Raw genomic sequence first — 18,863 nt, 5'->3', positions numbered from 1 at the left:
CTCGTTGCAGGTTGGTCTAGACACCCAAATTCCTACAACAAGCCAATGGTTTACGCTACTCCCGCCAACCATCACGACCAGTCCGATGAATAGGAGAGGCTAGAGAGCTTCAATGCGAAAAAGCGCCGAACTGCCCACAATGTCGGTTGTGATATTCGACCTGAAATAGGGCCGAACAGGCCCAAATGAGAAAGGCCGCACCCTCTCCGGCGCGGCCATTTTTCTGTGCGGTCGGTCAGCGATCCCGACCTGTGAGGATTGCCGATCCCGTTCGCTGGACTGGCAACCTTGTGGACGGCATTATCATCCCCATCGAACCCGCCTCTGGTAAACTCGGGGCACTTCAGTCACATCATCAACGCCCGGCGGGGCTATCGAGGGCTCCAGGCATCATCGGTCGTCTGGCAAACCCACGCGATCCCAGGCGACAAGCAGCAGGAGGCCAACAATGCAAGATCTGGGAGTCGGGCTTGTCGGGTATGGATTGGGCGGACGCGTCTTCCACGCACCCTTTGTGCAGTACACCGATGGCCTGGAACTGCGCAGCGTCGTTTCGACCAAGCCCCCCAAGGTGCACGCGGACTTGCCGGATGTGTCGGTCGTGCCGTCCATCGAACAACTGCTCGCCGACGACGCTATCGATCTTGTGATCGTGTCGAGTCCCGATGAGTTGCATGCAAGGCACGCAATCGCCGCATTACAGGCTGGCAAGCATGTGGTGTTGGACAAGCCATTCGCGACAAACCTGGCCGATGCCCATCGGATCGCCGATGCAGCGGATCAGGCGAAACGACTTCTGACGGTCTTTCACAATCGGCGTTGGGACGCGGATTTCCTGACCTTGCAACGATTGCTCGCAGAAGGCACGTTCGGCCGGGTCGTCCATTTTGAGAGCCATTTCGATCGCTGGAGGCCCGAGGTCTCGGACATCTGGAAGGAGGCGCGCGAAGGAGGATCCTGGTTCGATCTCGGCCCTCACCTCGTCGATCAGACCCTGAGGCTTTTCGGAATGCCTTTAGCCATTACAGCGGACCTTGCGGCCTTGCGCGACGGTGCCCCCGCACCGGATTGGTTTCATGCCATTCTCCACTATCGCGACATACGCGTGACCTTGCATTCAAGCAAATTGTCGGCCGATCACCGGTTGCGATTTGCCGTGCATGGGACAGCGGCCAGCTGGATCAAGCACGGCATGGACAACCAGGAACCGGCAATCGCCGGCGGCAGACGACCGGGCGATGAGGGTCTCGGCCTCGATGCCGAACCTGGTATCCTGACGACGCGGGTTCCCAGGCAGGCGACGAGAACCATTCCGAACGAACTCGGAGATTACGGCATTTTCTGGCGAAGTCTCGTGCTCGCCCTGCGGGGATCCGGCCCCAATCCTGTCCCGGTCGCGGAAGCGCTCGATGTCATGACCATCATGCAGGCCGGGATCGAGAGCAACCGGAATGGCTCTACGGTCCGACTGGATAGCGCCCCTCGCCAGCGATGAGAGAAGGCGGAAATCCACAGCAAGTCCAGTAAACCCGCGCGGTCCGAGGAAATCGGCGAAAAGCAAGGGCTTGAGATATTCTGGAAGTTGGTTGCGGGGGCTCACAACCATCTTGACCTACTGTTTCGAGCGGCAGTGAAGTAGACCGGCGCTAGCCGTTCACCCGTTCGCTTCGTCATCATCGCGAAGCTGAGTAAACACCTCGTAGGAGATCAAGGCCCAGGTAGGCTGGTCATCCTCGGTGATGATCACGGTGTCCGCCCTCGCTGCGTCCAACTGGCTCGCGAAATCGGCCTCGAAAGTGCCAACTTCCAAACGACGCAAGGCATCTCTCCTCAGATTTACGACACAACGAGAGCTCCGCTTGTGACAAGAGCAGCCTCGTCCGTCAGGCCGGTAGCCCCCAGGATCGACGCAACAGCAACAAAGTTTGTACCGTTCGCCGTGCCATCCTGATCGATCGCCAGAGAGCTGTCGGTCCCGTCGTCGGTGATCTGGACGAAGTCGGTGATATCGTCCACGCCAGCCGTATAGTAGCCATCGAGCACGTCAGCGATATCAATCACATCGGAATCATTGGTACTGAAGTCCGAAACAACGTCCGTGTTGTTGAAGGCGCTAGCAGCCTCAAAGAAAAACGTGTCAGCTCCGCTGCCGCCAAACAGGGTATCCAGACCATCCTCACCATATAGAAGGTCGTCGCCGATCCCGCCATGCAGGAGATCAGAACCATCTCCTCCTGTAAGGGTGTCTGCGCCCGCACCCCCATGGGCTTGGTCGTCTCCGGCGCCGGCGTCTATGCTGTCATCACCCCCAAACCCGATCAAAACCTCGGCACTGCCACCGCCTGCGACCACGTCATTTCCACTCGTACCATTGAGCCATGAGTTATAGCTCGGGAGGTCGGCATAGAAGCCATCGTCGAACTTCACAGTTTCGATGTGATACGTTGAAGCGGCCCTTAGATCGTTAACCTGAATTTCGTCTACGCCAGAATCGATTACTATTTTCGCCTCGTTGGTGCCGTAGTTGCTGACGGTAATGTCGTTAATGGTGACGCCGCCAGTTATCCAAAGCACGTCCGAGCCACCGGTATCCGTGACGGTATCGAGCCCTGCCGAATAGATCATGAGATCGTCACCAGCATAGCCTCTCATGGTGTCGTCACCATCTCCGCCATCCAGATAATCATTCCCCGAAGAACCATTCAAAGTATCATTTCCGGCAAATCCATAGATGACCCTGTCCGTCGTGCCGGAGAATGAAATGCTGTCATTCCCGGATGTACCCCACGTCTCGATCTGCAATGCAGCGATAGTCCAAGTAGTTGAATCGCTGAACTCCACAAACTCAAGCTCGCCATTGCCCGACGGGTAATCGAAATGACTTTCGACAGTTAGCTTGTTTCCACTTTGATCGGCGATAACAAGATCATCCCACCCGGTCCCCACCGACTGCTGGCGATAAACATCTATCTCCTCGGGTGACCATCCTTCCCAGAACACTAAGGTATCCGAGCCGCCAATTTCCGTTATCTGATCGATCCCTTCGGAAAATACATATGTGTCATTTCCAAGTTTTCCCTGAAGCAGATCATTGCCGGCCATTCCGTTAAGAATGTCATCTGATGAAGCTCCGGTCGTGACACCTGATAGGCCATCATTTCCGTCTCCTCCACGCTGTTCGATGCTTACGTTTGACATGTAGATCGTACTCTGCGCATCTGAAAAATAGATTTCTTCAATTTGCTGATTCACATTTCCGAAATGGTTATCAACGAAGGCCTGCCCAAGACCGACCACCTGGATGATCAGGTCCGTTCCGGATTTCAAAAATACCAGGTCACCAGCAGCGTATCCTGAAGGAATAATAATCGTATCGGTTCCGGAATTTTCCTTGATTGTGTCAAACCCAGCACTGAAGATATATGTATCATTGCCGGAGTACCCCCATAGTTCATCATTGCCGGCCCCGCCATCAAGGGTATCATCTCCGCCCTGACCTCGCAGTTCGTCATCGCCGCCATATCCGTAGATCGTCTCGTCGAGAGTACTTTCGCCAATGAGGGTGTCAGCTTCCTCCGTGCCGTGGAAGTCCATCTCTGTAAACGCCGTTAGATCGAGGGTTGAAGTGTCCGCGAATACGACTGTTTCAATTTGATAGTTGGCGCTTACAAACCATCGGTACATTTCTATCTGGCCGAGAGAACCAACCTCGATCACAAGATCGTCTTCGTTTTGCCTGGAGATGACAAGATCGCCGGAAGCAATTCCGCTAGGCATTTCTATGACATCTGCCCCACCGGATGCATACTCTGAATACCAGTCCCTGCCCGATGTGTAGATGTAGGTATCGTTCCCGTCGCCACCCTCAACTGTATCATCACCATCGCCGCCAGTCAGAACGTCGTCACCGGCCTTTCCATCCAATGCATCGTTACCCGCTTCGCCATACATGGTATCGATTCCAGAGCTGCCGGTGATCGTGTCATCTCCGCCGGAAGCGTAATACGTGTCATTACCTCCGCTGCCACTCATCAGGTTGATCCCACCGTCACCGTAAAGCGTATCGTCTCCGCCTGTCCCGCTGACACTCGTGAAGCCGGGATCAAAATCCAGTTGATCCTTGATGCCTGTCCAGGTGAGCATGTTATCTGAAGCGTAGATGGCATCGTCGACCCATGTGTTCTCTTGGCTGGTGAGATTATCCAGCCCCTTCACTGCGTCGAGAAAGCGTGCAACCTCCAGCCAGTATTCCTCGGTGTCGACTCCGGTTGCCGAGGCGTGCGCGATCAAGTTGTCGATTGCGGTCTCCGAGAGGGTCAAATCCCCTGAAAAGTCGCCCGCAAAAACGTCATAGGTGACCGCGTTGGCGAAAAGACTGTTAGCGCCAAGCTGAAGGAGGAAGGCGGCCTTGTAGACGGCAAACACCTCTAGCCAAGATTCATGAATCGCTGCGCACTGATTGAAGCCGCTCGGGACGGCATATTGCGTCGACCAGGGCTCTCCGAAAAGCTTCTCAAGGAATGCGAGTTTCCGGCTGTCGAGCACGTATCCATAGGTGGATGGCGAAGCGTCCTGCACGTCCGCCCATTCATAGAGAATGTCCGCAAGATCATTGTCCAAGCCTGTTGAGTTGGCCCAATCGGCCACACTCCAGGTCGTCGCCACGTCTTCCACGAGACCGAGCAATGTACCGTCGAGACTCATTGTGACATGTAGATCGGCAACCTGGCCAAACCCTCGAAGCGTGGGCAGGAACGCCGCTCCTATGTCGAAGCTGAAATCTCCAGCGTAGTAGGAGTTTACCTTGTCGTTGACGAACCATGCATCGACGATGGCATCGGTTGAGCCATTGCTGTACCGGAAAGTGCTCGTGTGGCTGATCGCGTTGCCACTGATCGTCGTGGTGCTTGGCGCAACGCCGGCGAGATCAATGCTGACGATACCGAGTGATCCCAGACTCAAAAGCTCGGTGCTCTGGCTCACCGCATCCCCGTTGGCATCTTGCCAAACCACCAAGTCGGCCCAGGCATCATCGTAGGAATCGATTATCAGATCGCTATTGTCGTCGAGGAGAGAGAGCTTGGCGAATCCGTCCACGGTGGGGCTGCCGAAAAGCTCGGACACATCGTCAATGGTCCCATTCGCATTGATATCACGCGCAAGCAGTCCGTCATCTGCCGACACCCACGCCGTTTGCTGCGCAAACCCGTCTCCATCCAGGTCAAAAAAGGTAGTGGTAGTGGTAGAGTTAAAGGTGGTTAGTTCGATCCCGTCGGAGTCGAGATCGACGATCAACGGCGATACGATATTTTTTGCCCCGCCGAAAAGATTCAGCGGGCTGTCCAGCCAACCTGGAAGGATGGATTCCGGGAGGTCGATGCCGGGAAGCAAATCCCCGATTCCATCCAGAAGACCGTCCATAAGGTCCTGCGCGTCATCGAGAAGGTCCTGTGCGGCGGTGCCTGTCGCGTTCCAGGCGTCATTGATTGTGTCCTGGATTTCGGCATAGGCGTCGTCCAGGGTTTGCTGGAGCGTCTTGCCAGCGACCTTGGCAGCATTCACCACAGCCGGAAGGCTGCCGATCACCGTGTCTGCAGTCCATGCCGCAGCGCCGGCGGCAAGACTGCCACCAGCAGCAACGAAGATCGCCGGAGCGCCTGCCACGACCAAGCCACCCGCGACCGCTCCACCAACTATAACGGCCGTTCCGGCAATCAAGTACTCCTGCAGGGGACTGAACGTATCTTCTTGACCCAACGCGGCATTGTAGCTGGCGGTGATGGTATCTTTAAAAGTCTCGAAAATCGCGTAGGCGCTGACGGCGTGGCCCATTCCGGCCAGGAACTTTCCGACTGGGATATGGGTGGTTTCCGAAAGTACTGTTTCGGAGCGCACAAGCAGTCCGGTCGCCTTGTCGACATAGGCTTTCACAGGTTGCCCCTCGAAGTACTCGATAACTGCCGTTTTGATCGTCACAGGCTGTGCGACGAGCGCTTTGAGTTCGTTTGTAATCGTGAGGGTGAGTCCCTTTTGGGCGACAAGCGCACCCTCCGTTAGACCGAGGGTGATATCGCTGACTGCCGCGCCGACGTACTCGCCGGACGGGGCGATATACAGCTCGTCCCAAAAGGAGGTATTAGTGTCGGTGTAAGTTTGCAGAACAGTTTCAACATCCGATTCGACATTGAGGCCGGTGAGGTCTCCGTAAATTGCGGCGTTAATGGCGTCGGCGTCTGTGTAGGAACCCAGAATTCCACTTATGCTGTCAAATACTCCGTCTTCAACATTGTCGGGATGAAAGGCCATCAGAGATCTCCTCGTTGTTATTGTTGTTTGTCTGAAATATCTTTCTGCGCAAATTCATAGTTTCTCCTCAAATTGTCATGCATGACATCGAAACAGCGGATTGCCTTTTCAAGGAGGAGTGCGCCAAGGATGAGGTATATCGGGCCTCCGATCATCGCCACGACCGCGAAGGCTTGCGGTAAGAGAACGAAGGCTAGGTTATCCTGCTGCTGATAATGCAGCGTCACTTGAATGACGAAGAGATGGGACGCGAAAATACAAGCCAGTGATCCGACGAGTATAAGTAAGCCTACTTCAATCCATTTACGTCGGGTGAGGGTAAGAGCCCACGCTTTCCGCCCGCCAACGGGAATGTCATCGCGGGAAATGTCGATCCCCAGCCTGATCCGCAGATAGAAGAGCAAGGCCAGCACGAACAAAGGCAAGCTGATCAAACGCGAAAAAGTGGCCGGGAGCAGCAGCTTATTATGCCGAAATTCGGAAGCATCTATCAAGAATCCGGTGTACAGATGAGCATCGAGAAGAATGGCCCCGAGAAGCAGAAAGGTAGTGAGAAAAACAAAATTGAGAAGCTTCCCAAGCAGATAGTCGGCATCACGTTCGGGCCGGTACACCGGGAGAAACCATTTTGGGGGAATGAAGCCGCTGCGGCGTTTTTCCAGCGGAGGCAAAGGGGCTAATTTGAATATTATATCTCGCAACTTTGTTACTTATGTTTGTTGTTTAACTTTCGTGATAGTATGGCTTTGCGGTTAGTTACTATTTGATCGGAGAAAATTGTAACTCATGATTGCACTATGTGCCGAGCGTTAAACTTGAAACATCATTGCGTTTTATTTTTGATAAGTCCGCTTCGGTTAGCGGCGCGGCCCTCTGCGTGAACCTGGCCTTCGCTGGAGTCCTTCAGTCCGCTTCTTCCACTGGGGTTGGCGAACATCGTCGTCGCCATCATCCTGGTCACCACCAGCGGCGCCGGAACGCGCGTTGAATTCCTGTGTCACGTCGCCTTCATCGAAGACGCGCGCTCGCCACAGCTTCTGATCGCGGCCGGCCTCGGTGAAATCCTGCCGCAGCCGCGCCTGCTCTTCGCCCTGCCGCCGGGCGAGCCGGGCCAGCGCTTCGGTCAGCGATTCCTGCTCGCGCTTTTCAGCGGCGGCGAGGCTGCGCTTGCGCCGCGCGATTTCCAGCTTCTCGCGCGCATGACGGCGGCGCAAAGCGTCCTTTTCCAGCGTGTGCCGCTCGCGCGGATCGAGATGCGTGAGCTTCTGGAGCGGGCCGAGCACCGAGCGCAAGGCGGGGGTGCGCTCGATCAGGTCGGCAACGGCGCTGCGCACGCGGAAGAGAAAACCGCGCTTTTCACTTTCCTGCGCCGCATGCAGCGCGAGCCTTTCCGAGGCCTGCCGGGTGAGAATTTCCTGCTCGTGCTGGGCGCTCGCAAGCCGCCGCGCTTCCTGCGCTCTTGCCAGCGCCTGCCGCCGCACTTCCTCGACCCTGCGCCGCGTCTCCTCCGCCTTGTCGCCAGCGCCTTCGCCCGCGCCCTTTCCCTGCTGCTGCGCTAGATCGCGGGTGAGCGCTCTTGCCTGTTCGACATCGGGCAGGTCGTCGGATTTAAGCGCAGAGAGCTTTTGCCGAATGCCCTTCGCGCTGTGGTCTTTGACGTAGCGCGTGAGGCTGTGAACATCGCCGTACCGGTCAACGACAACCAGGCCGCGCCGGTCGCCCTTGGCGAGGATGTAACGCTTTTGCGCAAGCGCCGCCCGGAACGCTTCGGCGCTGTCGGACTGGTTGTAGGCGGCGGTGATTTCGGCGCGGCGCTGCTCGGGTGGGATGCCGGTCTTCTTGGCCTGCGCGTTTTCGGCCAAAGTCGGCTCGAGCCTTTCCTTTTTGAAGCGCTGCTTTTTCTCCCAGGCCTGCAATCCCGGCGGCAGGTCGAGGCCGAATTTATGCGCAAGCTCGCACGAAAGATCGCACAGCCGGCGATGATCGTGCGCCATATGGATCGCCCGCATCTTCTCGGCATCGATCCGCGACCAGATGACATGGCAATGCTCGCGCCCGTCCTTGATATGAAAGACGGTCGCGCGCGGCTGCCCCGCGAGGCCAAGCCGGTCCTCGATGTCGGCAATGGCCTCCTCATACTGCTGGCGGGTGAGCGGCGCGGACGGGTTGATCGAAAGGCTGTAGAGCGGCTCCTTGGCTTTGGTGCCGGACGCGATCGCTTCGAACTCGGCAAAGGCGCCGTGCAAATCGTCGGCGACGACGCCGTGCAGCGCAGCAATTTCGACGCGCTCATTGTCGCAGATATTCATGAGGTGGGTGGCAAGATCGGCGCCGTTGGCCCGCTGGCTGCCTTTCAGGATCATGGCTCGCGCCCCATCGCCTCGAACAGCGCGACGCGCATATCGGCGATGTCGCGGCAGGCGGCGGCAATTTCGGCTTTGACGGTCTCGGACTCGGCCGCCTGCGCTGCATCAAGCAGCGCGGACTTAAGCGGCCCGATCTGACCGAGAAGCTGGGCGGCGTCACTGTGGCTGACCGAGGGGCGGCGCGAGGCGCGCAGCGGCGTCTGGCCGAGCACGGCAAAGCGAATAAGCGCAGCGACAGAAACACCGGCACGGTCGGCCTGCTCTTTGATCAGCGCCGCCTCCGGGCCGTTGAAGCGCGCCTTCAAAGTGATGTCGCGCTGCCGTTTCTCGCTGCCGCTACTCGCCATTGCTCCTTCCCTTTTGCATCGCGTGCAGGGACGATTTCCCTGCCCGTCCTCCAGCGCCGGAACGCTGGTCGATGGGGTTCCACAGTGGGAGAGCCGAAGTCTCCCCTTGGTCGCAGTTCAGGGCGCGAAAGCCCTGGCCGCTGGTTCGAAGGGGTGCGGAACACCCCTCGTCTGGTTTCCAAAGGGCACGAAGGCTCTTTGGTCGTCATGCAGCGACGAAACCGCTGCTTCGGCTTTTCGATGGGCTGGACGCCCGAAAAGCCGAAAGAGCCAGGGATGGAACGGGGGCGGCACTTGAGCCCCCTTCCCAAGATGGCGCGGGGACCCCGCGCACATCTTGTATCAACTCTTAACGACCATCTTTCTATTATGCGGGATGAGGCTGAGGTAGGTCAAAACCTGGTCATTTGCACTGCAGCAAAGACAACCTTCAGTAACTGTCGAAGCTAGCGCGATTTGGTCCATTGGTCAACTTCTGGACACGGCCTCTTCTTCGCTTTCTTCCTCATTCACGCGCGTAAATTCAGCGCGGAATGTCCGCTCCCATACCGGCAACGGATAGGACTTGCCTTCGGGACTTTCCGCCATCAGCGATGTGTAGAGCGGCGGCTCCAGGGCATCGCCCTCCAGCCGCGCTGCCTGCCCTTGAGCAGGCCGCAGAATATACCAGCGCGCATGGAGGTAATTGCGCAGCATCAGCACGTAAGTCTGCTGGCGCGAAAACCCGCTGACATAGGGCAGCGCGATCCCGCGATAGAGGTGGCGCTCGTGCTCAGCAAACGATGCGGGAAAGGCGTCCGGCCGCTGATAGAGCGGATGCGGATCGCGCCCGAAATTAAACTCGGCCTCTTCCGCTTCGAGATAGCCCTGGCCGCGATCGGTTAGGGTGAGATTTGCATACGCAAATTTGCTGTCCTCAGCGAAGCGGTCCGCCTCGGCGGTGAGGAACCTGCCGTGATAGCGGCCGGCAAGATGCGCGCAGTCTTCTCCTTCTGTTAGATCGGCGCCGAGAAAGGCGCGCAGCGCGCTCGCCAGCCCGTCCTCGGCGGGCGGCGGCGCGACGCTCATCAGGAAGTTCATGCAGTGATCGACCAGCGCATCGTCGGTGCGGTGGGTGGCAGCGATAAAGCGCTGCAATGATTTGAGCGGCACGCGGTCGGGATTGGCATCGCCGATGGCCTCGGCGATGCGCAGCTGCAGCGTCGGCACACCGACGCCGTGGTCGTCCTTGTAGCGCAGCAGCAGACTGCGAATGCGCTCGCGCTCGCTATCGTCATAGGCCGGCCTGCGTTCTGTCACCTGTCCAGTCCCTGTCCACGACCGCGCGCCCTCTTTTTCGCATCCTTTGCGTGAGAAGCGCGGCCTTACCCGCGCGCCGAACCTAGCAAAGGATCGCGCCATGTGGATTTTTTTCACCGTCCTTGGGATTTATGTCCTGTTTCTCTGCTCGTGGCGGATGCGCCGCGACCAGGCGCGGACCTTCGGCTCGGCGCACTGGTGTTCGGTCTGGCCGCTGTTCCGGCGCGGATTTTTCAAGCGCAAGGGGCTGATCGTCGGCGACTGGACCGGGCATCTGCCCGTCCATTACGAGATGACCCACGCGATCACCTTCGGCTCGACCGGCGCCGGCAAGGGCACAACCGCCGTGCTGCCGAACCTTCTCTCCTATGACTGGATTTTCCTGCTCGATCCCGGCGGGGAAAATAGCGCGATTGCCGCGAGGCGCTGGCGCGAGGCGGGAATCGAATTCGGCTGCATCAACTTTTTCGGCATGCACACCGGCACGCCCTGGGAGCTGCCCGAACACGGCTTCAATCCGCTCGACCTGCTCGATCCCGACAGCCCGACATTCGCAGCCGACGCGCTGGTGCTGGCCGAGATGCTGATTACCCGCAGCGGCTCCGAAGGCGGCGCCACCAGCTTTTTCAAAAACACCGCGCGCGGGCATCTGCGCGATTTCATCATCCACTGCAAAACCGGCGAGCCGCCGCAGCGCCAGGATCTGGCGACGGTCTTCTCCTATATCAGTTGCGACGCGGGCGAATGGGGCGGACTGCTCGAAGCGATGAAGGCGAACCCGGCCTGCGGCTATCTGCCGCGCACCGGCGCCATCGCGCTCGAACGCCGCATGGACCAGGCGCCCGAGGAATTCTCGGCGGTGCTCTCGACCATGCAGGAAGATTTGAACTGGCTGATCGATCCGCGCGTGCGCGAATGCCTGAGCCGCAGCGATGTCGATTTTAGCCTGCTCAAGGGCGTAGCGCCGGGGCAGCGCGGCGGCATCGTCAGCGTCGTCCTGCCGCTGCAATACAACAAGAGCCACGCCGCGATCTCGCGCCTCGCGCTCGCCTGCGCCGTGCTCACCATGCAGCGCAGCCCGCTGGCAAAGAGCAAGGTGCTGTTCCTGATCGACGAAGCGGCCGACCTAGGCCGGCTTGCCCATCTCCCCGACTGGCTCGCTACCTTGCGCAAATACGGCGTCGTGCTCTGGCCGATCTTCCAGAATATCGGCCAGCTCGTCGATCTCTACGGGCGCGGCTGGCAGACGCTCGTCGCCAATTGCGGCCTGCTTCAGATCCTTGGCATCGGCAACGATCTGGAGACCGCCGAGCATATCGAAAAACTGCTCGGCCGCTGCACCGTCGAGACGGTCAGCACCAATCCCAAAGGCGAGCGCAGCCTGGGCGAAAGCGCACGGCCGCTGTTCACCGGCGATGAACTGCGCCGCCTCGACAAGGACTGGCAGATTGCGCTGATCGGCAATCTGCCGGCGATCCCCTTGCGCAAGACGCCCTATTGGAAGCGCCCGGAGCTTGCCGGCCGCTTCCATCCCAACCCCTACTTTACCGGCAAGGCGAGCGCCGGCGGCGGCTCGTGGCTCAAGTCCGTGTGGGGAAAGATTTATCACGCCCATGTCTGGCTGATGGCGCCGCACCCGCTCGCCGCCGTGCTCATCGCGGTGCCGGTTCTCTTCGCCGTCATTCAGGCGGTTATCGCAGCCGGGGGCTGAGCATGATCGCCGCCATTCTCCTCGCCCTGTGGGTAGCCTTCACCCTCTTCGCCGATGAAACGGTCGAGCTGCTCGCTTCGCTATGGAAGGTCTTCGAATTCATCGGCCTTGTGCTCGCAAAGGCCGCCGAAGCACTGCTCCTGGCAGCCGGTTTCGTGCTGGTCGCGCTCGCCAGAACGATAGGGCGAGCACTTCGCGTTTGCGGCGGCTGGCTGGCGCTGGCGGGCAGGTTCTGCTGGTTCCTTGCCATCGAGCTGGCACGCGGCGCGCGCGACGATCAGCATGATGATGCCGCCGACGATGATGATGATCATGACGACGATCTCCATCAGGCGGCGCTGATCCTGCTCGGATTGCCCGCCTCCTACACCCGCCACGCACTCGATGCCGCTTACAAGGCGGCGATCCGCAAGGCCCATCCCGATGCCGGCGGCACGGTCGATGAGGCCAAGGCGGTCAACATGGCGCGCGATCTGCTGCTCAGGGCGCTGCGCGCCGGCTGACCCGCCATGCCGCGATGTCCAGCTCCTGACCAGGATCGGCGCCCCGCCTCCGCCTAGGATCGAGCCAGATCAAAGGAGGTCTTTTAAGATGTTTCTCACCAAAAAATCCTCAGCAATGCCGCAGCGCACCGGCGCCATTGCCAGGGCGCTGTGCCGCCTGCGCGAAGCGCAAGCGCAGGCGCCGCGCCGGGTCCGTATCGGCTTTATCATCGATGCGACCGGCAGCCGCGAAGCGGGCTGGGAACAGGCGCAGCGTGCGCAGCGCCGTATCTTTTCGGCCGTTGCCGGCTTCGGCGCGGTAAAGCTGAGGCTTCAGCATTTCGGCGGCGGCGAACTGACCGACCACGGCTGGCGCGATGACAGCATGGAGCTGGCGGCGGCGATGGCCGCCGTGCGGTGCCGCACCGGACTGACGCAAATCCTGCCGGCCCTGCAGAGTTTCATCGGCGAAGACGAACCGGCCGCCGCCGTGATTCTTGTCGGCGACAGCTTCGAGGAAAACCCGGACGCTGTCGCTGGAACGCTGCCGTTCCTGCGCGCTGGCGGCACGCGGATATTCGCCTTCTTCGAAGGCAATGATGCCCATGCCGAGGCGGTGTTCCGCCGCATGGCCGAAGGAACGAACGGCCGCTTTGCCCGGCTCGGCGCTGATCTGCCGCTTGGCGATCTGTGCGAGGGCGTCGCCCTGCTCGCCGCCGGCGGCAGTCGCGCGATCAAGCAACTGAAAAACGAACGGGCGCGGCGACTGCTGCTCGCCGCCCCCGCGCCGCGAAAGGAGTGAAGCGATGCATGATGAGTTTAACGACCTGCCGGAACACGTTCAGGAACTGAGCCGGCGCATGGCAGAGGAAGAACGGCTGACGATGATCGATGCCATCCTGATGGACGGCATGATCAGCGCCTTCGGCGAAGCGATGGCGGCCAGGCTCGGTCTGCGCGATGACCGGGACTATTTCAGCATGCTGCTCGACCGGGCGATCCTCCGTGAGATCGAAGAGCTGAACTTTGTCTTTAGGGATGTGACCGTCCCGCCGGCACCCCCGGCCGAGCCCGATCCGCAGCTCGAACTCGATCTCGACGACGACATTCCATTTTGAGGGAGCGACGCTGACCATGACCACCAATGACAATCCGCTTTTCGCGGCTCTGGCCGAGCAGTCCGACGAACAGCTTCACGCGCTGATACGGCGCGCCGAGGAAGTCCTCACCGCGCGTAAGGAGCAGCGCACCAGGTCGGCCCTCGATCAAATCCGGCGCATTGCGAAAGAGCATGGCCTCGATATCGCGGTGAAGAATCCCGGCCGCAAGCGCGGCCGTCCGCCCAAGGCGGCGGCCGGCGGTTGAACGCCGGCGATTCGCATGGTCTCTTCATAAACGGGAGAAGATGATGAGCGGATGGAAACAGCGCAGCGGCAAGGTCAGTGAGCGGGACCTATGCGAGACGATTCAGGCGGCGCAGGAAGCGCTCAGCGAAATCGCCCGCACCAAAGGGCTCGACGGGCAGCGCCGAGGCCGCTCGTTCTGACGACCCGCAGCTACAGGGACAAGATGTAGGTTTCGACCGCGTCTTCGAACTCTTCCTCGGTCAGCTCGCTCCTGGCGCGCGGCGTTTGCGTCGGGGTCATGTATTCCATGTGCAGCGCCAGCGCTTCACGGTAATTGACCTTGGCTTCCTCGATTGTCTTGCCGTTAGAAATGCAGCCCGGAATGTCCGGAACGTCGACCCAGTAATCGGTCCCTTCGACCTTGCGAATGATGGCGACATAATCGGTCATGGCTGCCTCCTCGCTTAAATCTAGCGGCATCTGCCGCGCGCTTGAACCTCCAAAAAAGGAAAGAGCGCTTACGCGCTCTCCCCCTCTTCGGCTTGCGGATCGAAGGCCCGCAGAACGATGCGGCCGGTCGTTACCGGAACCAGGTCGAGCTGGAGCGTAAAGCCTTCGCCGTCCTTGTGGTCCCATGCGGCGCCGATCCGGGTCCAGGGCGCCTTCTCGCGATCGGGAACGTGATATGCGATTAGGGCCGGTGCCTTCTTCTCTTCCGTCTTCTTCGTGTAGTTACGTGCCATTGGTCTTCTCCTTTTCAGTTCGTTTCAAGATGAGAAAGGGGCGAAAAGACCGGGCAAAGCGGCGCAAAGCACCGTCAGGGGAACGGGCAACACGGCCAAGCGCAGCTTGGTGGTGCGGGCAGCCCGTTGCTTTGCGCCTCGACCGGTCCAGAACCGATTGTCATTGAAACGCGGCCTGAAAAGGCAGACGCCGGCACAGGTCTACGGGCGATAGACGGAAGCAGGAAACCGCACCCGCCCTCGCTTTGACTTGCTTCCCTGATTCGCGCCGCGCCCGCCCTGCGCATTCGGCAAAAGCCCGCATGGGTTCCGGCGGCAATGGCCTGCTCAGCCAGCCGCTTTGCCGGTAATCGTCCTGCCTGCCCCCCTGCCGGGCATTCCACCAGCCGAAGAGGAAAAGAAGCGCAGCGCCCTGATCGGCGCTACGCCGTAAAAGGTTCAGGCCGCGCGCTCGCGGTAGCGTTGATCGATAGTGACGAGCTTGCCGCCAAGCTCGCGCGCGACGTAGCCGCCAACCACTTTGGCCGCGAATTCATCGGGGCTTAGCTCGGCCTGCGGATCGGCATGAATGCCGAGAAAGCTGCGATAGCCGGTGCTGCTCAGGAACGGCTTGTCCAGTTCGACGGCATGGGCGGCAAAGCCCGGCCAGAAACCGACCGAAGAGCCGATGCCGAAGATGCCGTTCAGATCGATAGCAACCTGCATGCTGCCAAGTTCGATGATGAACGCGCCGGTCTGTCCCCAGCGCGGGACGCTGCCGGGCTTAGCAGCGCTCTCGCGCTCCAGCACGCAACCCGGCGCTTCCGGCCCGGCAAGAATGCCGGGCTCGCCGCCATTGAGCTTCAATGCCAGCCTGCGCGCTTCTTCGCGCAGGCGCATCGTCTCATCGACATTGGCGGCGAGCATCGCCGCGTGATGCTGGCGCAGCAGCAGGCGGTAGTACGGCAATGCCTCTGCCATAGTGCCCGGAAGATGAGCGGTTTCCCGCTCGATCCTCCGGACCCGGTTGTCGGTCTCGGCTGCCTGCAGCAGCGTATCGAAGCCAAGCTGTCCGGTTGCGGTGTTCATGCTGCACCTCCCGCCGCGACGGACGCGGCGTGATCGAGCGCCTCGCGGCGCTCGGTGATGGCGCATTCGTTCCACGACGCACGGGCATAGGTGCCGAGCGTATGGCTGGCCGAAAAATGCCGGTCGCGCTCGACCGGCAGGCCCAGCCGTCCGCGCACCGATTCCAGTTCGGAAATCCGCACGCTGCCAAGTTCGGGGCAGCCCATGCCAAGATCGCACAGGCCGAAGGCAATGTCGGGATCTTCGGGATCAAGCTCGGTCAGCAGCCAGGTGCAGTTTGCATCGGGCGTGAAGAGCTTCACGACAGGCAGGAAGTCCGGCTCGGACTGGCCCTCGCGGGCACGTTCCTCGCGAAGGCGGCCGTTGCGCAGCAGCTGATCGCGGATCGATGTGGTCAAGAGTTTCATGTTGTCTCCTTTCGGCTTCGAGGTTTCTCAAGACGCGAAAGAAGAAGCCGGGCGGGACAAGCCGGCCTGTCATGACCAACACGGTCCTTGCCGATGCAAGGAGTGGTGCGGGCAGGTCATTGATGGGTCGGCGCGCCCGGCTATGCAGCGTCAATCTTGAGAAGCCGGGCCGAAGGAGTCATGAGAACAGCGAAGGCCACGACCGGCGATTGCCGCGCAGCGCCTGCCGCCGACAGGATGAATGCTTAGGAAGGGACTATCGTATGTGGGACGATCTGGAGCGCGAGCGGCCTGCCGACGCCAACCTCCGCCTCTGGCTCGAAGAGGCGGAAAGCACGTTCGGGCAGCGCATCGAAGTCATCGTCGTCGGGGTTCATCCGAGCCGCACTGCCAAGGCCGCACCCGAACCGGACGAGAATGTGGTGCTCACCCGCGAACAAGGGCTTGCCAAACTCGATGCCGATTTTGCTTGCGGGCACGGGGGTCTCAACTGCTTCCCGGTCTATGCCTGGACAGAATCGTGGGTGCTTTTCGTGCACGAGTATGACGGCGCCACCAAGCTCGCCTGGGTGCCTCGCAATCCGGTGGCCTGCACACCGAAATTCAGCGGTGACAAGACCGAAGACAGCGACTGAGGCGTGGCGCCGCCGCTTGGCGGGCAAAGCTCTCGCCGGTCGAAGTTTCCTCCATCTGTGGTTAGTGCGGCCAAAGCCGACCGGCCTTCCAGTCCCGAGACTGGCAGCCCGGCGCTCCTTGGGGCGCAAGCGTAAAGCTCCTCCACTATCGTTGCGGCCGTACCGGTGCGCCCTAAGCGCCGGGCTGCCTTCGTCCGCGGTGCAAGAAAGGCTCGGATCGGCCGGGCCTTCGAAAACCACGGAGGACAACATGATTACGATCCGCTCGACATTCACCCGCGCCGCAGGCGGCACGCTCGCTTTCAGCGTCAGTCTCGGCCTCGACTGGCACTGGCTGGTGCTTCTCGCCATCGCCATCTGCGATGACCGTCAGCGCAGCGAAAAAGCAAAGCGCCGCAAACGCGAAGAGGCCGCGAAAATAGCGCCCCGCCCCTCGGCCGGGCCGCGTCCCTTCTGATCACGCGAGGCGCGGGGCTTGCCCCCCGCGCCGAGCGCAAAATTGCAGCGCAAAATTGCCGCGCCCGCCAGACACGGCGGGCGCGGCAATTTTTCAGCCATGCTCAGCGCCCCTCGCCCTCCTGCATTATCGCCAGCAGGCTCGGCTCGAGATAGCGCCCCGCCGCGCTGCGCTCTGCCGCCGGGCGGCAATCCTGCTTCAGCGAGAATAGAGCGGGCTGGCGCGGCTGCGCCGCCTTCCATGCGTCCAACTGCTCGCGCCGCGCCCGGACAAGGACGCGCCAGCTATAGGCGCGTCCCTCGATGATGATGGTGTCCGGCGGTTTCACGCTGCCTTCTCCATCGGCTGCTGCTGCAATCCGGTGAGAAAATCGGCGGCACGCTGGGCATGGCTCGCAGCGGTGAAGATCGCCCGCTTGTCGTTCTTCAGAACCTTCAGCCATGAGCCGATGTAAGCGGCATGGTCTTCGCGCGGCTCCGGCGTCAGGTCGAGGTCGGCTGACAGGAAGGCGCTGCCAAGCTCGGCGACAAGCTCTTCCATCGCATAGCCTTCGTCGCCCCAACGCTTGCGGCCAAAGTCGCGCTCCAGCCGCGACGGGTGCCGAGTCCAGTGGGTGCATTCATGGGCAAGCGTCGCGTAATAGCTTTCTGCATCGCGGAAGGTTTCAAAGGGCGGCATCTGCACGCGGTCTTCGGCCATGGTGTAATAGGCCTGATTGCCGCCGTGCCGGATATCGGCACCAAGGGACGCAAAGAATCCCTCGGCATGCGCAATGCGCTGCACGGGATCGAGGCGCTGTTCAGCTGCCGCATAAAACGGCCCCGGCAGGCCTTCGATCTGCTCGACATTGAAGACGGTGTATCCCTTCATGAAGGGAATATCCCGCTCCTGCTCCTCGCCGGTGGATAGATCGAGTTCGGTCTTGCGGATGCGGTCGGCATAAACGACCAGCGACCCCTTCGCGCCTTTGCGGACATGGGCGCCCATTTCCTTGGCCTGCTTGAATGTCATCCAGATCGGCGCGGCAAAGCCGCCTGCCATCGCTGCTGACCACAGCATAATGACGTTGATGCCCTGGTAGGGCACGCCGTTATGACGCAAGGGACGCGTGATGCGCCCGGCGGCATGCTCGGCATTCCATGGCTTCTGCCACGTCCGCACGCCCTCTTCGAGATCGGCGACAATCGCCGCCGTAACACGCTCATAGATATCCTGTTTCATGGCTTTAACTCCCTAGTTTCAATCGGTTGCGCAGCAGCTGCTGCTGCAACCGGACTAGGCCCCGCGCCAATGAGCGGGAGGAATGCTGTCAGGGCTGAAAATCACGAAGGGTGGTGCGGCCCGCACCCCGCAAGGGGGAGGACACGGCCCGTGATTTTCACGCACAAGGCGCTTGGCCTTGACAGCAGGGGGCGGCAGCCCCGGATCAACAAGGAAAGGGTTGCACGGGCTACCAGCCCGTTCCGCAAAGGCGTCGCTACCGACGCCGATAAATGCGCGATGGGATCGAAGCCGGATGGCCGAGACTACAGGCTCGGTTCACGAGAGCCCGGTCCCGCGAGGGATGCGCCACCATAAGCTTGCGCTGATATGATAGGTGTCTTCGACACAGAAATCGGGAATCGTTTGTTGATTGCCATCCCCGGTCATCGTACTCTTTTTGGCGGGAGGACGAATGCGAAAAGTCTTTATTATT

At 60.4% G+C, this 18,863-nt stretch carries 21 protein-coding genes; 9 read left to right on the top strand and 12 right to left on the bottom strand.

Annotated features, from left to right (window positions below; translation table 11 throughout):
• Positions 1–448: 448 nt before the first annotated feature.
• Positions 449–1,495, top strand: a complete 1,047-nt coding sequence (locus tag IEX32_RS17360; RefSeq protein ID WP_188772807.1) for an oxidoreductase — start codon at positions 449–451, stop codon at positions 1,493–1,495.
• Between the two features lie 159 nt (positions 1,496–1,654).
• Here the strand turns inward: IEX32_RS17360 and IEX32_RS17355 are convergent, their stop codons facing one another.
• The 6 genes from IEX32_RS17355 to IEX32_RS17330 all read right to left on the bottom strand — a co-directional run bounded on the left by IEX32_RS17355 (position 1,655) and on the right by IEX32_RS17330 (position 10,318).
• Positions 1,655–1,819 (bottom strand): hypothetical protein, encoded by a 165-nt coding sequence (locus IEX32_RS17355; protein WP_188772806.1) that lies wholly within the window; start codon positions 1,817–1,819, stop codon positions 1,655–1,657.
• A 17-nt stretch (positions 1,820–1,836) separates the two neighbouring features.
• Positions 1,837–6,306 (bottom strand): calcium-binding protein, encoded by a 4,470-nt coding sequence (locus IEX32_RS17350; RefSeq protein WP_188772805.1) that lies wholly within the window; start codon positions 6,304–6,306, stop codon positions 1,837–1,839.
• A 17-nt stretch (positions 6,307–6,323) separates the two neighbouring features.
• On the bottom strand, positions 6,324–7,007 hold the full coding sequence (locus IEX32_RS17345; protein WP_188772804.1) for a hypothetical protein: 684 nt from the start codon (positions 7,005–7,007) through the stop codon (positions 6,324–6,326).
• A 156-nt stretch (positions 7,008–7,163) separates the two neighbouring features.
• Positions 7,164–8,669: a relaxase/mobilization nuclease domain-containing protein gene (locus IEX32_RS17340; RefSeq protein WP_188772803.1), complete on the bottom strand. Its 1,506-nt coding sequence runs from the start codon at positions 8,667–8,669 to the stop codon at positions 7,164–7,166.
• Complete coding sequence (locus IEX32_RS17335) at positions 8,666–9,019, bottom strand: plasmid mobilization protein (protein ID WP_188772802.1); 354 nt, start codon at positions 9,017–9,019, stop codon at positions 8,666–8,668. The genes IEX32_RS17340 and IEX32_RS17335 overlap by 4 nt, the downstream gene beginning before the upstream one ends.
• 468 nt (positions 9,020–9,487) lie before the next feature.
• A complete protein-coding gene (locus IEX32_RS17330) occupies positions 9,488–10,318 on the bottom strand; it encodes a hypothetical protein (protein ID WP_188772801.1) in 831 nt (276 codons plus the stop codon).
• A gap of 100 nt (positions 10,319–10,418) precedes the next feature.
• On the opposite strand from IEX32_RS17330, the gene IEX32_RS17325 reads away from it, so the two are divergent.
• The 6 genes from IEX32_RS17325 to IEX32_RS17300 all read left to right on the top strand — a co-directional run bounded on the left by IEX32_RS17325 (position 10,419) and on the right by IEX32_RS17300 (position 14,057).
• On the top strand, positions 10,419–12,029 hold the full coding sequence (locus IEX32_RS17325) for a type IV secretory system conjugative DNA transfer family protein (RefSeq protein ID WP_188772800.1): 1,611 nt from the start codon (positions 10,419–10,421) through the stop codon (positions 12,027–12,029).
• 2 nt (positions 12,030–12,031) lie between these two features.
• On the top strand, positions 12,032–12,532 hold the full coding sequence (locus IEX32_RS17320) for a J domain-containing protein (protein WP_188772799.1): 501 nt from the start codon (positions 12,032–12,034) through the stop codon (positions 12,530–12,532).
• 88 nt (positions 12,533–12,620) lie between these two features.
• Positions 12,621–13,313, top strand: a complete 693-nt coding sequence (locus tag IEX32_RS17315) for a VWA domain-containing protein (RefSeq protein ID WP_188772798.1) — start codon at positions 12,621–12,623, stop codon at positions 13,311–13,313.
• A 4-nt stretch (positions 13,314–13,317) separates the two neighbouring features.
• Positions 13,318–13,629 (top strand): hypothetical protein, encoded by a 312-nt coding sequence (locus IEX32_RS17310; RefSeq protein ID WP_188772797.1) that lies wholly within the window; start codon positions 13,318–13,320, stop codon positions 13,627–13,629.
• A 16-nt stretch (positions 13,630–13,645) separates the two neighbouring features.
• Positions 13,646–13,876 carry an H-NS histone family protein gene (locus IEX32_RS17305; RefSeq protein WP_188772796.1) on the top strand — a complete coding sequence of 77 codons (231 nt, stop codon included), beginning with the start codon at positions 13,646–13,648 and terminating at the stop codon, positions 13,874–13,876.
• Positions 13,877–13,919: 43 nt separating this feature from the next.
• The gene (locus IEX32_RS17300; RefSeq protein WP_188772795.1) at positions 13,920–14,057 is read left to right on the top strand and encodes a hypothetical protein; all 138 of its coding nucleotides are present in this window, start codon (positions 13,920–13,922) and stop codon (positions 14,055–14,057) included.
• 10 nt (positions 14,058–14,067) lie between these two features.
• Here IEX32_RS17300 and IEX32_RS17295 read toward each other — a convergent pair whose 3' ends face one another.
• The 4 genes from IEX32_RS17295 to IEX32_RS17280 all read right to left on the bottom strand — a co-directional run bounded on the left by IEX32_RS17295 (position 14,068) and on the right by IEX32_RS17280 (position 16,075).
• Entirely contained in the window at positions 14,068–14,307 is a 240-nt protein-coding gene (locus IEX32_RS17295) for a type II toxin-antitoxin system HicB family antitoxin (RefSeq protein WP_188772794.1), read from the bottom strand.
• 68 nt (positions 14,308–14,375) lie between these two features.
• Positions 14,376–14,600 (bottom strand): hypothetical protein, encoded by a 225-nt coding sequence (locus IEX32_RS17290; RefSeq protein ID WP_188772793.1) that lies wholly within the window; start codon positions 14,598–14,600, stop codon positions 14,376–14,378.
• A 438-nt stretch (positions 14,601–15,038) separates the two neighbouring features.
• Positions 15,039–15,668: a hypothetical protein gene (locus tag IEX32_RS17285; protein WP_188772792.1), complete on the bottom strand. Its 630-nt coding sequence runs from the start codon at positions 15,666–15,668 to the stop codon at positions 15,039–15,041.
• Entirely contained in the window at positions 15,665–16,075 is a 411-nt protein-coding gene (locus tag IEX32_RS17280) for a DUF2958 domain-containing protein (RefSeq protein ID WP_188772791.1), read from the bottom strand. The genes IEX32_RS17285 and IEX32_RS17280 overlap by 4 nt, the downstream gene beginning before the upstream one ends.
• A 263-nt stretch (positions 16,076–16,338) precedes the next feature.
• Between IEX32_RS17280 and IEX32_RS17275 the strand changes: the two genes are divergently transcribed.
• Positions 16,339–16,710 (top strand): hypothetical protein, encoded by a 372-nt coding sequence (locus tag IEX32_RS17275; RefSeq protein ID WP_188772790.1) that lies wholly within the window; start codon positions 16,339–16,341, stop codon positions 16,708–16,710.
• 250 nt (positions 16,711–16,960) lie between these two features.
• A complete protein-coding gene (locus IEX32_RS17270; protein WP_188772789.1) occupies positions 16,961–17,167 on the top strand; it encodes a hypothetical protein in 207 nt (68 codons plus the stop codon).
• A 103-nt stretch (positions 17,168–17,270) separates the two neighbouring features.
• Here IEX32_RS17270 and IEX32_RS17265 read toward each other — a convergent pair whose 3' ends face one another.
• Both IEX32_RS17265 and IEX32_RS17260 read right to left on the bottom strand, forming a co-directional pair.
• On the bottom strand, positions 17,271–17,495 hold the full coding sequence (locus IEX32_RS17265) for a hypothetical protein (protein ID WP_188772788.1): 225 nt from the start codon (positions 17,493–17,495) through the stop codon (positions 17,271–17,273).
• Complete coding sequence (locus tag IEX32_RS17260; protein WP_188772787.1) at positions 17,492–18,388, bottom strand: ArdC family protein; 897 nt, start codon at positions 18,386–18,388, stop codon at positions 17,492–17,494. The genes IEX32_RS17265 and IEX32_RS17260 overlap by 4 nt, the downstream gene beginning before the upstream one ends.
• Positions 18,389–18,863: the final 475 nt, after the last annotated feature.

Origin of the sequence: Novosphingobium endophyticum (genome assembly GCF_014640675.1) — a bacterium.
GTDB classification, from domain to species: domain Bacteria; phylum Pseudomonadota; class Alphaproteobacteria; order Sphingomonadales; family Sphingomonadaceae; genus Novosphingobium; species Novosphingobium endophyticum.
This window is presented reverse-complemented; position numbering and strand designations above follow the sequence as displayed.

Bases quoted from the DNA above. Each gene is read 5' to 3' on its own strand.
- IEX32_RS17360 (WP_188772807.1), top strand. From the start codon at position 449: ATGCAAGATCTGGGAGTCGGGCTTGTCGGGTATGGATTGGGCGGACGC.
- IEX32_RS17350 (WP_188772805.1), bottom strand. From the start codon at position 6,306: ATGGCCTTTCATCCCGACAATGTTGAAGACGGAGTATTTGACAGCATA.
- IEX32_RS17340 (WP_188772803.1), bottom strand. From the start codon at position 8,669: ATGATCCTGAAAGGCAGCCAGCGGGCCAACGGCGCCGATCTTGCCACC.
- IEX32_RS17335 (WP_188772802.1), bottom strand. From the start codon at position 9,019: ATGGCGAGTAGCGGCAGCGAGAAACGGCAGCGCGACATCACTTTGAAG.
- IEX32_RS17325 (WP_188772800.1), top strand. From the start codon at position 10,419: ATGTGGATTTTTTTCACCGTCCTTGGGATTTATGTCCTGTTTCTCTGC.
- IEX32_RS17320 (WP_188772799.1), top strand. From the start codon at position 12,032: ATGATCGCCGCCATTCTCCTCGCCCTGTGGGTAGCCTTCACCCTCTTC.
- IEX32_RS17315 (WP_188772798.1), top strand. From the start codon at position 12,621: ATGTTTCTCACCAAAAAATCCTCAGCAATGCCGCAGCGCACCGGCGCC.
- IEX32_RS17310 (WP_188772797.1), top strand. From the start codon at position 13,318: ATGCATGATGAGTTTAACGACCTGCCGGAACACGTTCAGGAACTGAGC.
- IEX32_RS17305 (WP_188772796.1), top strand. From the start codon at position 13,646: ATGACCACCAATGACAATCCGCTTTTCGCGGCTCTGGCCGAGCAGTCC.
- IEX32_RS17300 (WP_188772795.1), top strand. From the start codon at position 13,920: ATGAGCGGATGGAAACAGCGCAGCGGCAAGGTCAGTGAGCGGGACCTA.
- IEX32_RS17295 (WP_188772794.1), bottom strand. From the start codon at position 14,307: ATGACCGATTATGTCGCCATCATTCGCAAGGTCGAAGGGACCGATTAC.
- IEX32_RS17290 (WP_188772793.1), bottom strand. From the start codon at position 14,600: ATGGCACGTAACTACACGAAGAAGACGGAAGAGAAGAAGGCACCGGCC.
- IEX32_RS17285 (WP_188772792.1), bottom strand. From the start codon at position 15,668: ATGAACACCGCAACCGGACAGCTTGGCTTCGATACGCTGCTGCAGGCA.
- IEX32_RS17280 (WP_188772791.1), bottom strand. From the start codon at position 16,075: ATGAAACTCTTGACCACATCGATCCGCGATCAGCTGCTGCGCAACGGC.
- IEX32_RS17275 (WP_188772790.1), top strand. From the start codon at position 16,339: ATGTGGGACGATCTGGAGCGCGAGCGGCCTGCCGACGCCAACCTCCGC.
- IEX32_RS17270 (WP_188772789.1), top strand. From the start codon at position 16,961: ATGATTACGATCCGCTCGACATTCACCCGCGCCGCAGGCGGCACGCTC.
- IEX32_RS17260 (WP_188772787.1), bottom strand. From the start codon at position 18,388: ATGAAACAGGATATCTATGAGCGTGTTACGGCGGCGATTGTCGCCGAT.